This window comes from Tateyamaria sp. Alg231-49 (assembly GCF_900143535.1).
Classification (GTDB): Bacteria; Pseudomonadota; Alphaproteobacteria; order Rhodobacterales; family Rhodobacteraceae; genus Tateyamaria.
Map to the genome: position 1 here is coordinate 462577 of NZ_FRFA01000001.1, position 15116 is coordinate 477692.

Below are 15116 nucleotides of genomic sequence, written 5' to 3' on the forward strand. Positions count from 1 at the left end.
GCCCCCAATCAGGCGCGCGGTTGCGCTGTTTCGACCAGGCGGGCAAAGAACGACGCCCCAATCGGAGCAATCTCGTCATTGAAGTTGTACATGGGGTGGTGCACGCCCGCCCCGTCGCCCTGCCCCAGCATCAGGTAAGCACCCGGTCGGGCCTCGAGCATGTATGAAAAATCTTCTGCTCCCATTACGGGCGTTATTGCGTCATCCACACCGTCGGCACCTGCAACATCCGCCGCAACGCGCGTGGCAAAAGCCGCCTTGTCCGCATCATTCACAGTGGGCGGATAGCCATACTCGATCTCAAGCACCGCTTCACAGCCATAGCCTGCCGCAACGCCGGCCACGACCTCCTCCATCCGGCGCGCCACCATAGCCTGAACCTCTTTGTCAAAGGTGCGGATGGTGCCGTTGATATAGGCCGTCTCGGGGATCACATTGTCTGTCGTGCCGGTATGGATTTGCGTTGCCGAAATGACCAGCGTGCCTGCCGTGTTGTGATTGCGGCTCACAATGGTTTGCAGGGCCGTGACAATGCCACAGGCCGCTACCACCGGATCGACGCAATCATAGGGGCGCGCGCCGTGCCCGCCCTTGCCTGTGATGTTGATATGGAAAGTGTCAGCGGCTGCCATGATCGGGCCGGCTGTTGTGTGGAACTTGCCAAAATCCTTTCCGGGCGCGTTGTGGATGGCATAGACCTCGCCGATGTCGAACTTGTCCATGATGCCCTCCTGCACCATGACCTCACCGCCGCCACCGGCCTCTTCCGCAGGTTGGAAAATCAACGCAACTTTGCCACTGAAATTGCGCGTTTCAGCAAGATAAGTCGCCGCGCCCAAAAGCATCGCGGTATGCCCGTCATGGCCACAAGCATGCATCTGACCGGGATGGGTCGAGGCGTATTCAACCCCTGTCTCCTCCGTGATCGGCAAAGCATCAAAATCTGCGCGCAAGCCGATCGTCGGACCGTCACCAACCCCTTCAATGATCGCCACAATACCTGTCTGCGCAATCCCATCATGGATCGCATCCACCCCGATTTCTTCCAGCCGTTCTTTGATAAAGGCTGACGTCTTTGGGCAGTCAAAAGACAACTCGGGGATCGTGTGCAGATGCTGGCGCCACGCGGCCATTTCGGGGCCGAGATCGCCAATGCGGTTGATGATTGCCATGGGTGGACTCCTCGCTGACAGATGCGTCACATGTCAGCAAACGCGAAACCCGAAAGGCTTGCAATGGCTCAGGACCTGATTAACGACCAAACTGCCGGGATCGAGCGGCTTTTGGAGATTATGCGCCGCTTGCGTGACCCCAAAACAGGCTGCCCTTGGGACATCGAACAGACATTTCAGACCATTGCGCCCTACACCATCGAAGAAGCTTATGAGGTAGCAGACGCCATTGAGCGGCAGGATTGGTCCGAATTAGAGGGCGAATTGGGTGATCTGCTGCTGCAATCTGTCTATCACACCGCCATCGGCGAAGAGGCCGGGCATTTTTCGTTTCAATCCGTCGTGACTAACATCTCTGACAAGATGGTTGCGCGTCACCCGCACGTGTTTGGCGACGAAAGCCGGGATAAATCCGCCGATCAGCAAACCCGCGACTGGGAGGCGATCAAAGCCACAGAGCGCGCGGGAAAAGCACAAAAAGGCACACTCGACGGGATCGCGATGAACCTTCCCGCCCTCCTGCGCGCCCACAAGCTGCAAAAGCGCGCCGCGCGGGTCGGGTTTGACTGGCCCGACACGTCTCACGTTCTTGACAAGATTGTTGAAGAGGCGGGCGAATTGGTTGAGGCGCGCGATACCATGGACCACGAGGATATGGTGGATGAAATGGGCGATCTGCTGTTCGTGATGGCCAACCTTGCCCGCCATCTCAACATCGACCCCGAAGAAGCGCTCAGGCGGACCAATGCCAAGTTCACCCGCCGCTTTGGTGCAATCGAAGACGCGCTGGCCAAGCGCGGAAAACGACCTGAAGACAGCGACTTGAAGGAGATGGACGCGCTTTGGGACGAGGTCAAAGCACGAGAAAAGGCCGCCAAGGGCTAACGGCGCTGGATGGCGCAATCTGGACAAGCCGGTGCAAATCCCCCACACGACTCACAAAAATCGCAGGAGACAAACGTGGCCCCCCGTAAAATCATCATCGACACTGATCCCGGTCAGGATGACGCCGTAGCGATCCTCCTTGCTCTGGCGAGCCCCGAAGAGATCGAGGTGGTTGGCATTACCTCTGTTGCTGGCAACGTGCCACTTGCGTTGACAACAAAAAATGCTCTTATGATCTGTGAGTTGGCGGGCAAAGCTGATGTACCGGTCCATTCAGGCTGCGACCGGCCCATGGGGCGCGAACTGGTCACAGCCGAATACGTGCATGGCGCGACCGGAATGGATGGACCTGACCTACCAGACCCCACAATGCCGCTTCAGGAGCAGCATGGCGTCGACTTCATCATCGACACTCTGCGCAGCAATCCTCCCAGGACGATTACGCTTTGCCCCCTTGGCCCGCTGACCAATATCGCCACCGCTTTGGAAAAGGCACCAGACATTGCGGAACGTGTGCACCAAATCGTTCTGATGGGCGGCGCCTATTTCGAGGTCGGCAATGTGACCCCAGCAGCGGAGTTCAACATTTACGTCGACCCCCAAGCTGCGGAAATTGTGTTTAAATCTGGGATTGATATCGTCGTCATGCCCCTTGATGTAACCCACAAAGCGCTGGTGACCAAAGAACGCAACACGGCCTTTCGTGCCATTGGCAATGCGGCCGGAACTGCGGTCGCTCAAATGACAGATTTTTTTGAACGCTTTGATCGTGAAAAATACGGGAGCCCCGGCGCGCCGCTGCATGATCCTTGCGTGACCGCCTATTTGATTCGACCTGATCTGTTTTCAGGCCGACATGTGAATGTAGAGATCGAAACCTCTTCAGAACTCACCATGGGCATGACGGTCGCCGACTGGTGGGGCGTGACAGATCGCACCCCCAACGCGACATTCATGGGCTCCGTGGATGCAGACGGGTTTTTTGCGCTCCTGACTGAACGTTTGGCCCAGTTGTGAGCCTTGTGGTGCCCTATGACGGCACCTGGCCGATCAGGGCGGACGAAGAAATGCAGCGTTGGCGGGAAGCCGTGGAGGGCCTGATCACGGTGCACCACATCGGATCAACCTCTGTGCCCGGACTGCCTGCCAAGCCCATTCTAGATCTTCTGCCTGTCTTTGCCGATGAGGCTGCCGCTGATGCCAGTCGCGCTGCCCTTGAGGTCTTGGGCTATGAATGGATGGGCGCCTTTGGCCTTGAAGGACGACGTTATTGCCGCCGCATTGACCCTCAATCAGGCGACCGGCAGGTCCACGCCCACGCCTATGTGCAAGGGCACGCAGATATCCGCCGTCATCTGGCCTTTCGTGATGCCTTACGTGCCAACGCGTCCTTGCGGGCGGCTTACGCCTCTGTCAAAGGCGCGTGTGCGGCGCGCCACCCCGAAGGCGGTGAAGCCTATGGAACATGCAAATCCGCATGGATCAGCAAGACGGAAAGCCGCGCATTGGAGCGTTATTGATGAGTGCCGCCCTCACCCTCGCCAACCTTGACCATCTCGATCGCCTGTTGCCACTGGTGGCGGCCTTCCACGCCGAGGCGGGAATAGAAACATCAGAACAACAGCGCGCCGATGGCATTACGCCCTTGTTGGAAGGTAGCCCACATGGTGCCGCCTATCTTATCGGGCCACCCCGCGCGCCGATTGGCTATATCGTTGTGTCCTTTGGCTGGTCGCTTGAATTCGGCGGCATGGACGGGTTTGTTGACGAACTGTTTATCCGTCCGGGCGTGCGCGGGCGCGGTGTCGCCAGCGAAGTTCTCATCGCCCTGCCCCGCGCACTGGCTGACGTTGGCCTCAAGGCGCTGCATCTGGAGGTCAGCAAAGAGAACGCCAGCGCGCAGCGTTTGTATACCCGCGCCGGGTTCGGTCTGCGGACCGGGTATCACCTGATGACACGCACCTTCTAGGCAAGGCTGGCGATCCGCCCTATGTGAAGAGGCATGAGCTTGCATATCCCCTTTGATAACTCTTACGCCGCCCTGCCGGATGCCTTTTACACCCGGCTGGACCCAACGCCTGTGTCCAAACCGCAGATGTTGGCTTGGAATGACGCCCTTGCCAGCGATCTCGGGATCACCGGTTCGGATGCAACAGTCTTTGCCGGAAACATTGTGCCCAAGGGTGCGGCACCGCTGGCTCAGCTGTATGCGGGGCATCAGTTCGGCAATTACAATCCGCAACTCGGGGATGGGCGTGCCATTCTGTTGGGCGAGGTGATCGACAAATCTGGCACGCGGCGCGACATCCAACTGAAAGGCTCCGGGCCGACACCTTATTCGCGTATGGGTGACGGGCGCGCATGGCTCGGCCCAGTCCTGCGCGAATATGTGGTGAGCGAGGCAATGCATGCCCTGAGCATCCCCACCAGCCGCGCATTGGCTGCCGTCGCCACAGGCGATCCGGTCTACCGTGAACAAGGCGCATTGCCGGGCGCGGTGCTAACCCGCGTAGCCGCAAGCCACCTGCGCGTTGGCACATTTCAGGTCTTTGCCCATCGCGGTCACATCGACGAATTGCGCACCCTCGCTGACTACGCCATCGCGCGCCACTGGCCGGACGCGGACGGGCCCATGGGCTTGCTGTCAGCAGTCTGCGCGGCGCAAGCCGAACTGATTGCCGCATGGATGTCTGTTGGTTTTATCCACGGGGTGATGAACACCGACAATTGCACCATCTCAGGTGAAACCATCGACTATGGCCCCTGCGCCTTTATGGACGCCTACACCGAAGGGCGCGTGTTCTCTTCAATCGACCAGATGGGCCGCTACGCTTATGGCAACCAACCGCGCATTGCGGTGTGGAACATGGCGCAACTGGCCACGGCCCTCATTCAACTGTTTGAGGACAAGGATAAGGCCGTCGAAGACGCCACGGCCATCGTGCACGCCATGCCCAATCAGTTGCAGGCCGCCTGGCTGCGCCGTTTTGGGGCCAAGATCGGGCTAAATAGCGCCACTGCCGACCACCAACCTTTGATCGAAGAATTACTTGCTTTGATGCAGACTGATGGTGCGGACTTTACCAACACTTTCGCCGCGCTTGGCACGGACAGCGCGCGGGATCAGTTCAGCGACCGCGACGCTTTTGATGCTTGGGCGCAGCGCTGGCAGGCGACAAACCCCGATATTAATCTGATGGCACGCACCAACCCGCAGATCATTCCGCGCAATCACCGGATCGAGGCGATGATCGAGGCCGCCGTGGCTGGGGATATGGGTCCGTTCGAACGGTTGACCAAAGCACTCGCAACCCCGTTCCGAGCCACAGACCCAGACCTGCACCGCCCGCCAAACACAGACGAAATCGTACCGGCCACGTTCTGCGGCACTTAACGACGGTTGATCAGCACAAGTCCTACAGCGACCAATCCAAGGGCCGCCCAGATGTTCAGCCCAATCTGTTCGCCTAGGATCAACCACCCCAACAGCACCGAAAATACCGGTGAGAGAAAGCTGAACGAGGCCACGCCAGAGGCTGGATATATCTTGAGCAGCCAGAACCAGAACAAGAACCCAAAGCTCGCGATTGCGATGATTTGATAGACAAGACCAGCCACATGCAGAGGCTCCAAATCGCGCACCAAGTCACCGAAAAACAGTGAAGCCACCAGCAAAAGGGGCGCTGAGATCAACAACTGCCATAGCAGTTGCTGAGCGGCGGGCACTGTACTCAGCGGCGTAATGCGCACGCACAACGCAATACCTGCCCAACACATGCCCGCACCAATCGCGAGCAGATCCCCCGTCAGGCTGGCCTGCCCGCCACCACGGTCAGACATGGCCAAAATAACTCCGCCCATGGCAAGCGCCATGCCCAGGATACGCAGCGCTGACAACCGCTCGCCGGGTAACAATACGTGACTGGCCAACGCCAGCCAGATCGGCATTGCGTAAAACAAGATCGAAGTGCGCGATACGGTTGTGAGGTCCAGCGCCTTGAAAAGGAACGTAAATTCGATTGCGAACAAACAGCCTGCAATGACTGCGCCCATATGGGCGGGCTTTGGCAGGCTTAACGAAATCCCGCGCGCCCGCATCCAAATCACCAGCACCACCCCTGCCCCAGCTGATCGCAGCGCAGCCATGAACACAGGCTGAAATCCACCATTGGATACTTTTATCACCACCTGATTGAGCGCCAGATTCAGCGCAAAGGCGGTTAGGGCCACAGCACCGATCAGATCAATGTGAGACTTGCGGTTCATAGAGCGCACTTGGCGCGGCCTTTGTCAGGGATGTCAATTGCCTGATAACTTTCCCCGCTGCCGGACAGCAATTTTGTGCAAAGATTTACCAATACGATTCTATGCATTGATTAAAGGGAGAAAACCCAATGAGCTTGATGAAGACCCTGGCCAAAGTGGCCATTGGCGTGGCGGTCGCAAAAGGCGCCAGCTCGATGATGAAAAGCCGAAGCGGTGCTCAGACAGCAGGAACCGATGCCGGGCTTGGCGGATTGCTAGGTGGGCTTGCAGGCGGTACCCAAGGCGGCGGCGCTGGATTGCAGGACATGCTTGGCGGGTTGATGGGTGGTGCGCAGAGTGGCGCCGGGGCGGCCGGTTTGCAGGACATGCTTGGTGGTCTCATGGGGGGTGCACAGGGTGGTACCGGTGGCCTTGGCGGCTTGCTTGAAAACCTTGGAGGCGCCGGCGGTGCGGGCGGTGGTTTGCAAGACATGCTGGGTGGGCTTGCTGGTAGTGCGGGCGCCGGTGGTCTGCTGGGTGCACTGGGTGGCGCCGTCGCGCAACGCCCCGAAAGCAACAACGCCAGCTTTGGCGAGGTCCTGAATTCGGCTTTTGATCAAACCCCACAAGAGGCCATCGAACCCTCCGCCGATCAAGAGGCCGCCGCGGCCCTGATGTTGCGCGCCATGATTCAGGCCGCGAAGTCCGATGGCAAGCTGGATGACGGCGAACAAGAAAAACTAATGGGCCAACTGGGCGGCGACATTGACGACGGCGAGGCCGCGTTTTTGCGCACCGAAATGCAGCGCCCCGTGGATGTGAACGCACTTGTGGCCGATGTGCCGCGCGGCATGGGCCCGCAAGTCTATGCGATGTCCCTGCTTGCCATTGATCTGGATAGTCAGACCGAGGCGCAGTACCTGCATTCGCTGGCCCAAGGGCTTGGGATGGATGCTACATCCGTGAACGACGTGCACGCACAGCTTGGCGTGCCATCGCTTTATACCTGAAAAGTCGGCTTTCTGGCTGAACGGGGCGGACAACGTGCCGCCCCGTTCGTCAAGGATGCCATGAGGAAGCGCCAAAATCTTGCGGATTGAGGCCTTGAGGACAAAGATGTCCTGCTAAAATTGTCCCCCCCACTCCCGGCGGCATTCAACTGGTATTCAAAGCGGTCAGAGGATCAGCAACGCGCGTCCCGTGCCCGGACATAAAAAACTGGGATAAAGATTTGTGTGGAATGGGTGCTTAACCAGGCACAGCATCCATTTTTAAATTTCCTCGCCTCGGTCGACCAGGGCGCACGCCAACCGGTCGCAGACACATCACTGGTGAGCGATGTAAAAACCGAGTCACTTTGGTTTTTGCATCAGGGACGCATGACCTGCCCACCAAGAAATGCCGACAAAATTGCCGCATAAGTTGCAGTGGAATGGCATCAATCTTTGCTGTGAGACTTTCGATGCTGCGCGCGATACTTGGAAGGCGATGTCCCGGCAACTTTTGCAAACGCGCGGGAAAAATTGGATGGGTCCGAATACCCAAGATCAAAGGCGATCTCCTCAGCGCTGCGATTGGATCTCTCCAATGCATTCTGAGCGTATTCAATTTTCGCGGCCAACACTTCTTTCGTTGTTGTTGTGCCAAATTTTGCAAGCCGCCGAGACAGCGTTCTGGTGTTCAAATGAACCAATTGGGCGGCTTGTTCAGCACTTATGCCGCCCATCGGAACTTGCTGGCGCAACAGCGTACGAAAACTCGCCAAAAAGCTTGAATCGGAAACTTTATGCTGAATGGTCTCTGGTTTCTTGGTTGTTGGATGTGCAGATAGCGGAGTATTTAACCACTCCGACGGAAACTGGATCTTTGAGCCCATTTCATCGCCTTTTAAGACCTGAAAACGCGTCATCGGCTTTGGTAGAACGCTTGGATCGCTCACAACAAGCGAGACATTGGTGCCATCCAACTGCTCTCCCACGGCAATTTCGATCATTGAGAGCTTTAGACTGATCATGAACCCGTCGTTTTGAGCCGGTAAGACCAGAGGTTTGAACCTTCGGCGCTCCCCAAACACAGCCATGTCGCCTCTGATATCCAAGAATGGCGTCACTGAGGACGCCACTTGCGAGACAAGCGTCACATAAATGGTGAGCATTTCGCCAAGAGTTCTCGCGTCAGCCATCGCTTTTTGAATCATCGGCCAGCCTGTCGTGTCCAGACTGGCGCCTACCGTGGCGCAAAATGACTTGTCATTGGCGAAAATGGCACAGTTTTCAAGGAATTGGTGGATGACCATCACATGCACCGTCGACCCCGGCTGCTCGACCGCAGACACCGTCAGACCGGCGCTTTCGAGAACGGTTTCCGGATCAATACCCCGCGCAGTCAAGGCAGTCAGAATTGGTGCAATGAGTTGCAATTGAACCAAAGGAAGCGAGTCGGACACTTGTTAAAAAAACTCCGTTGATGGGCAACTTCAGCAGTGACCATGTCTTCAGGTCAATAAAAACTTCTCCAAACCGATCATAAAGTGCCATATTACTTAACTGGTGTCTGAAAATGACCGGAATATTTTGGATTTCTGTGTTTAACTAGGCATCCGTCTTTATGGACAAATGACTAACCGGGGGTTTCCACATGAAAAACAGCAGCTTTCTTGCTGGCGTAGTTGCCAGCTTTGTACTGGCGTTCGCGCCGCACGCAGGCATGGCACAAGACGATGAAGCCTTGCCGCAAACTCTGTTCACCAACGTGAATGTCTTTGACGGAGTGAATGAAGCTCTAATCGAAAACGCCAGCGTTCTGGTTGAAGGCAACCTGATCAAGACGGTGTCTTCCGACGCGATTGATGCACCGGATGCGACCGTCATCGACGGTGACGGCCAAACGCTTACGCCGGGCTTCATCGAGAACCACGCGCACCTGATGCTTATGGGCCCCTCCCTTTCAGCGATGGAGGCCGACACGACTTGGGAAGACTTCGGTATCCACGGCACAAGAATGGCAGAGATGTACCTCATGCAGGGATTTACGACGGTGCGTGACGCCGGAGGCGCCAACGGTGGACTTCGTCGCGCCATCGACTCTGGCCAGATCGTTGGGCCTCGTTTCTACCCTTCTGGTGCCTTTATTGGGACGCGCGGCGGCCACGCGGATTTTGCCACCTTCACATCACCACCCGGGGGTTCGACAAATTTCGGTCGCCTGAATTTGTCTCAGGAAGTCACCGGTGTGGACGACGTATACCTTTATGGCCGCAACAACTTCCGCATGGGAGCCACCCAATTGAAGTTCATGATCTCAGGCGGCGTGGTCTCGGCATTCGACCCATGGCAATTGCTGGCCGGAGCACCGGAAGAAATCGCTGCGGCAGTGCAAGTTGCAGCTGAATATGAGAGCTATGTGATGGCGCATGCCTATCGTAAGGAAGCCATCATGAACGCGCTCGATGCGGGTGTCATGTCCATCGAGCACGGCTTCTCATTCGACTGTGACATCGCGAAAGTAATGAAAGAGAAAGGGGCTTACATCACGACCAATTTGACGGCTTTTGACCCAGGCCTTCTCGATGTACCCGCCGTCAAGAACCAAGCGTCTAGCCTCGCGAAAGCGAAATCTGCTTCGGCGACATTTGCCAATTACATTCCGAACATGAAAGAATGCCCCGTGCCACGCGGCTTCCAGACAGATTGCGTTGGGTCTGTTGAAGCTTGCAACATTCAGATTGCGTATGAAAAGCACCTGAACAATGACTTTTTCGGACCCTATCAATCGATGCTGACGCTAACGTCGATCGGCGGAGAAATCGCAGCGCTGTCGGGAAGCTTCATGAACCCCTATCCTGACGCCAAGCTAGGAGTGATCGAGGAAGGCGCCTATGCCGACATTCTGTTGCTCGACGGAAATCCGCTCGAGGACTTCTCGGTAGTTGGCACCGGAGACCAGTGGTTCGGCGCAGACCCACGTCCCGACAGCCCAGAAACCATACGTATCATCATGAAGGATGGCGTGATTTACAAAAACACGCTGGACTGATGAGATTGCGGGGCGGTTCAATACCTCGGCCGCCCTGCACACTTCTTCGAACAAGGGTCAGATTGATATGAACATTGTGTCTATTGGCATTCGGGTGGCCGCCGCCCTCGTTTTGTCTGCAACGTTGGTCTCAGCCACAGAAAACCGACCGGTGGATTGGGATGATTTGATAAACCAGTCCGCGCAAACGTTTGAGGACCCATTTAGAGACCTGAGCTACGATCAAATCTTCGATGTCAGAACAGTTTTTCAAAAACGACAAGATTTGGAAAACCCGTCCCTGACCGATGACGCCCGTACAGAAGCCGAGACTGCTCTGAACGAAACACTTGCCCGGCTCGCTGAGGCAGAAATTGACGCCGACTGGCTGATCTCGCAGCGTTGGATTGTTGCAGAGCGGCGCCAGAAAGCAGCAACCGCAGCCAACCCGCTGCTCGATGGGAAAACGGTGACGCTGGCCGGCTTTGCCATTCAGGCGCCACCGGAAGACGATGGGACGCGGATTGTTTATCTCGTGCCAGAGCGGGGCATGTGCAGCCATATGCCGCCACCAAACGCCAACCAGATGGTGCGTGCGGTGGTCGAAGGTGACTGGAGCCCAAAAACGTTGCACGAACCTGTACGACTGACAGGAAAACTGAGCATCGAAGAGACGCAGCAGAGTTTCCACATTGTCGATGGTTCGGTGCAAATGAACGCCAGCTATGTCCTTGATGTTACTCAGGTCGAAACGATTGAAGACATGCGGAAAAGCCAACAGGCGAATGACTGGGCGACATCCCACGCTAAACGGCTGCGCGCATCTGGGAAGCTGTACGGTCCAAAACAAGGAGTGTCAGAATGAGACACCTCATCGCGACCGCCCTGCCGCTGATGCTGGCAGCACCGGCCTTTGCGCAAGTGGGCCCAAACATTGATGATCTTGCAAAAGAGCTTTCAAATCCGGGGGCTGCAAACGCGACCCTGAATTTCAAGCTGGAGTATCGCACCTTTGACGGTGATCTGCCCGGTGCAGATGATCAGGACAGTTTGACAGCGACATTCCAACCCGTCTTTCCGTTCATATTGGAGAACGGAAACAACCTGATCTTCCGTCCGGCATTTTCGTATGTCTTGGATCAACCCATTGCCTCGCCCACTGGGTTCTCGGATCTAAGCCAATTCGGCGATATCCCGTATGATCTGCTGTATTCTTGGAACAACAATGGCTGGACCTTTGGGGCCGGTTTGGTTGGTTTGATACCAACAGGCAGTGGCATTTCGTCAGATAACTGGCTGCTGGGCCCAAGTGCGCTGGCAGTAAAGACACAAGACTGGGGCGTCTGGGGCTTCTTTCCCTTTCACAACGAAAAAGTCGGTGGAAGCGGGCCTGATGTGTCCATCACCTCGCTTCAGTATTTCTTGTTCTACGGGCTGGGCAACGGATGGCAAATCGGAACCGGTCCCACGATCACCTACGATTGGAACGCGGACAGTGATGACGCCTGGACAGTCCCATTCGGCATTCAAGTCGCCAAAACAACGGCGATTGGGAACCAGCTGATCAAACTCAACGCAGGCATCGAGAAAAGCGTCATAGCCCCTGATGCCTTTGCTTCGGACTGGAAATACACGTTCACGTTCAGCCCAGTCATAAGCAACCCGTTTCAACCCAATCCACCGTCACCACCCGTGGACGAGGTCACACGCGCCGCGGTTCTGGCGCCCATCAGATAAGGTTCTCACATGCTCTGCAGATCGCTCTCCGCCGCGTCAGTTCTCGTCTGCCTTGCGTGTTCTGCATTTGCTCAGGGCCTAGGCGGACCATCTTCGGTCGAGGCAGATTTGCAACCCGGCGATGGTCTGACTGATCCGCAGTTCCGGTCGGACTTTCCGGTGAACGTCGCGCCGAGCTATTTTGAGTGGAAGGAAGGCCTTGCAGAACAAGGTTTTCGCTTTAACTTGGACTATTTGGCGTTGGGACAGACAACGAACTCTGATTTGGGCGAAGGAAACGCGTCGGGCGGGATTTTCCGACTCTATGGGTCCTGGCAGGCGACCGATCGCGGAAGTCTGACATTCAAACTGGAAGATCGGCACGCTTACGGAGATGTGGCGCCTCAAAACTTAGGGTTTGATGCGGGCGCGCTGTCAATCACTGGCACGGCTTTTAATGACAATGGTACGCTTCTGACCAACCTGTTCTGGACCCAGCGTGCGGCAGATGGGTCATGGACGCTACAATTCGGCATTCTGGATGTAACGGACTTTCTGGACATCTATGGGTTGGTCAGCCCCTACACCGCCTTCCAAAACCTGGCCTTCAATACGAACCCCACGATCAACGCACCAAACCCGGGCTTTGGCATTGCTGGGGGCGTTAAACTGGGAGCGAACTACTATTTGACGGCTTCGGTTGCCGATGCAAACGCTGACCCCTCCAGTCCTGACCTGGATGTCTTCTCTGACGGTGAACTCTTCAAGAGTGTGGAAATTGGCTACACCAGCGGGTTTGATCGCGTCTATTTCGATAACATCCACTTCACATTCTGGCATGCGGACGCGGCCGATGACGGCAGCCGCCTCGAAGATTATGGCGCCAGCTTTTCGGCGGCATGGTTTGTAGGGAACAAGTGGATGCCATTCTTTCGTGCTGGAACATCCAAAGGTCGGGCAGCGCTTTATGATAAATCGGTGTCGATGGGCTTGGGGTATTTCGCCCGAAACACAGATTTGGCCGGAATCGGATTCAATTGGGCCGAAGCAAATGGTATCTCTGGCGACCAGAAAACGATTGAGGCGTTTTACAGGTTCTCCATTTCACCCAACCTACAGATCACACCTTCGATTCAGTACATCTCAGACCCCTTGCTTGCCACTGACAAGTCCAGCCTCACGGTATTCGGGCTGCGTGCACGGATTGTCTTCTGACCTAGAAGGTAATGACCTCTAAGAAAGCCAATTTTCCTTAAGTGGCTAATACTTGAGAAGGCATTTATGGGTCCGAATGTGTCTTGCAGTGATGCAAAGAAAAACCAACTTTGAACCATTATGACAAATGGTTAAGATCTTTGCTTTGCTGGCTTTTGACTGTGAAAAAGCACATTAACCGCACATCACAACCGATTGTTGTATAAACTATTTTCTCAATTTTGATGTAACAGGGCATCGCTACGCCATTTCGAGTATCAGAGACGATGTGCGGCAAAGACGCGCGTTCGAACTGGTGAGTGAGAGCGAGGAGTCTGTCGACCACATCGCTTCGCGTCTTGGATATACAAACAGTTCGAACTTCACGCACGCGTTTCGAGGTTGGACTGGCAAATCACCACGTGACTTTCGAAGGACCCGTTAGGCTCCTTTTGATCTTCTTGCTGCGACTGAATGGACCTTGCGCAAGTTTCCCGACCTTGTGTTCGACTCTGACCGCGACTTCCTGCTCAGTGCAGAACGGCGGGAAAGATTCAAACCAATTCTCGTTACGTCTTGGGCTTGGGTTTGCGTCGACGTCGGTTGCCCGGCTTGGCCCCACCTGGCGCACCGCCGGGACGACCACCACCGGGGCGTCCGCGTCCCCTGCCCCGGCCACCGCCGCCAGGCTTCCTTGCGGTCGGGTCATCCACAGGCTCCCAAGGGCGGCCAGAGGCCACCGGAATGGCCGTTTTCAGTACCTTCTGAATGTCTTTGAGCTGATCCATCTCGTCGGGCGCGCAAAACGCGATCGCGGCGCCGTCCTTACCAGCGCGGGCTGTACGACCAATGCGGTGCACATATGCCTCGGGTACGTTGGGCAGATCAAAGTTGTAGACGTGCTTGACGTCTGGAATGTCCAGGCCCCGCGCCGCCACATCCGTGGCCACCAGCACCTTGACCTCGCTCGCCTTGAACGCGGCCAGCGCGCGGTCGCGCTGTCCTTGCCTCTTGTCACCGTGGATGGCGGCAACGGCAAAGCCCTTTTTCTCCACTGCACGGGCAAGACGGTCGGCCCCGTGTTTGGTGCGGGTGAAGACTAGTGCGCGCTCATCTTTGTGTTCGGACATCAGCTCGATCAGCAGTGCAGTCTTTTCAGCCTTGGCGATAAAGTGGATGGCTTGGGTGACTTTGTCGGCGGCCTTGCCGGGAGGAGACACTTCCACCCGGATCGGGCTGCGCAGGTAGGAACCCGCGATCTCGGCCATCTGTTTGGGCATCGTCGCGGAAAACAGCATGGTCTGGCGATCTTCACCCATCATCGACGCGATCTTGCGCAAGTCATGAACAAAGCCAAGGTCCAGCATCTGGTCCGCCTCGTCCAGCACCAAAAACCCGGTCTGATCAAGACGCACGGCACGGCGATCCACCAGATCAAGCAAGCGCCCGGGCGTGGCGACCAGAATGTCGACGCCTTTGGACAGCCGTTGGATCTGCGGATTAATGGACACACCACCCACCACGATCTGCACTTTCATATCCGTGAGGGCACGCAGCACAGTCGCAATCTGCCCCGCCAATTCACGTGTCGGCGCAAGGATCAGGCCGCGGGCCGTTTTGGGGGCAGCACGTGCGCCCTCTTCCATCAGTCGCGCAATCAGTGGAATGCCAAAGGCAGCCGTTTTTCCGGTGCCGGTTTGGGCCAACCCCATCACATCGCGCCCATTCATCGCATGCGGGATCGCCTGGGCCTGAATGGGGGTCGGGTCCGTCAGACCCATCTCTGCAACGCGCGCACGCAATGCGTCCGGCAGGTTCATCATGTCAAAATCGCTCATGGCCCCCCTTGGACCCATCCCCGCATGGCGTCAACCGCAAACGGGGATAGCG

Annotated in this window: 15 protein-coding genes; 11 read left to right on the forward strand and 4 right to left on the reverse strand. The window is 56.6% G+C overall.

Going from position 1 to position 15116, the window contains the following annotated elements; genetic code table 11:
• Positions 1-8: 8 nt before the first annotated feature.
• Positions 9-1172 (reverse strand): M20 aminoacylase family protein, encoded by a 1164-nt coding sequence (locus DHN60_RS02240; protein WP_108835614.1) that lies wholly within the window; start codon positions 1170-1172, stop codon positions 9-11.
• A gap of 63 nt (positions 1173-1235) precedes the next feature.
• On the opposite strand from DHN60_RS02240, the gene mazG reads away from it, so the two are divergent.
• The 5 genes from mazG (at position 1236) to DHN60_RS02265 (ending at position 5451) form a co-directional block, all read left to right on the forward strand.
• Positions 1236-2057 (forward strand): nucleoside triphosphate pyrophosphohydrolase, encoded by an 822-nt coding sequence (mazG, locus tag DHN60_RS02245; protein WP_108835911.1) that lies wholly within the window; start codon positions 1236-1238, stop codon positions 2055-2057.
• A 75-nt stretch (positions 2058-2132) separates the two neighbouring features.
• Complete coding sequence (locus DHN60_RS02250) at positions 2133-3074, forward strand: nucleoside hydrolase (RefSeq protein WP_108835912.1); 942 nt, start codon at positions 2133-2135, stop codon at positions 3072-3074.
• Entirely contained in the window at positions 3071-3577 is a 507-nt protein-coding gene (locus tag DHN60_RS02255) for a GrpB family protein (RefSeq protein WP_108835615.1), read from the forward strand. Before DHN60_RS02250 ends, DHN60_RS02255 begins: the two co-directional genes overlap by 4 nt.
• Entirely contained in the window at positions 3577-4026 is a 450-nt protein-coding gene (locus tag DHN60_RS02260; protein WP_108835616.1) for a GNAT family N-acetyltransferase, read from the forward strand. Before DHN60_RS02255 ends, DHN60_RS02260 begins: the two co-directional genes overlap by 1 nt.
• Positions 4027-4059: 33 nt before the next feature.
• Entirely contained in the window at positions 4060-5451 is a 1392-nt protein-coding gene (locus tag DHN60_RS02265; protein WP_108835617.1) for a YdiU family protein, read from the forward strand.
• Here the strand turns inward: DHN60_RS02265 and DHN60_RS02270 are convergent.
• Entirely contained in the window at positions 5448-6323 is an 876-nt protein-coding gene (locus tag DHN60_RS02270) for a DMT family transporter (RefSeq protein ID WP_108835618.1), read from the reverse strand. The genes DHN60_RS02265 and DHN60_RS02270 overlap by 4 nt on opposite strands.
• Before the next feature lie 128 nt (positions 6324-6451).
• Here DHN60_RS02270 and DHN60_RS02275 point away from each other — a divergent pair, with 128 nt between their 5' ends.
• Positions 6452-7312, forward strand: coding sequence for a tellurite resistance TerB family protein (locus DHN60_RS02275; protein ID WP_108835619.1), 861 nt, complete (start codon positions 6452-6454; stop codon positions 7310-7312).
• Positions 7313-7740: 428 nt separating this feature from the next.
• Here DHN60_RS02275 and DHN60_RS02280 read toward each other — a convergent pair whose 3' ends face one another.
• Positions 7741-8721 carry an AraC family transcriptional regulator gene (locus DHN60_RS02280; RefSeq protein WP_159089086.1) on the reverse strand — a complete coding sequence of 327 codons (981 nt, stop codon included), beginning with the start codon at positions 8719-8721 and terminating at the stop codon, positions 7741-7743.
• A 218-nt stretch (positions 8722-8939) separates the two neighbouring features.
• Here DHN60_RS02280 and DHN60_RS02285 point away from each other — a divergent pair, with 218 nt between their 5' ends.
• The 5 genes from DHN60_RS02285 to DHN60_RS22950 all read left to right on the forward strand — a co-directional run bounded on the left by DHN60_RS02285 (position 8940) and on the right by DHN60_RS22950 (position 13671).
• Positions 8940-10337 (forward strand): amidohydrolase family protein, encoded by a 1398-nt coding sequence (locus DHN60_RS02285; RefSeq protein ID WP_199913615.1) that lies wholly within the window; start codon positions 8940-8942, stop codon positions 10335-10337.
• Positions 10338-10404: 67 nt separating this feature from the next.
• Positions 10405-11181, forward strand: a complete 777-nt coding sequence (locus DHN60_RS02290) for a DUF3299 domain-containing protein (protein ID WP_108835621.1) — start codon at positions 10405-10407, stop codon at positions 11179-11181.
• Positions 11178-12053 (forward strand): hypothetical protein, encoded by an 876-nt coding sequence (locus tag DHN60_RS02295; protein WP_108835622.1) that lies wholly within the window; start codon positions 11178-11180, stop codon positions 12051-12053. The genes DHN60_RS02290 and DHN60_RS02295 overlap by 4 nt, the downstream gene beginning before the upstream one ends.
• A 9-nt stretch (positions 12054-12062) precedes the next feature.
• Positions 12063-13247: a carbohydrate porin gene (locus DHN60_RS02300; RefSeq protein ID WP_108835623.1), complete on the forward strand. Its 1185-nt coding sequence runs from the start codon at positions 12063-12065 to the stop codon at positions 13245-13247.
• Positions 13248-13503: 256 nt separating this feature from the next.
• On the forward strand, positions 13504-13671 hold the full coding sequence (locus tag DHN60_RS22950) for a helix-turn-helix domain-containing protein (RefSeq protein ID WP_368773169.1): 168 nt from the start codon (positions 13504-13506) through the stop codon (positions 13669-13671).
• Between the two features lie 124 nt (positions 13672-13795).
• On the opposite strand, the gene DHN60_RS02310 is transcribed toward DHN60_RS22950, so the two are convergent.
• Positions 13796-15064, reverse strand: coding sequence for a DEAD/DEAH box helicase (locus tag DHN60_RS02310; protein WP_108835625.1), 1269 nt, complete (start codon positions 15062-15064; stop codon positions 13796-13798).
• Positions 15065-15116 lie beyond the last annotated feature (52 nt).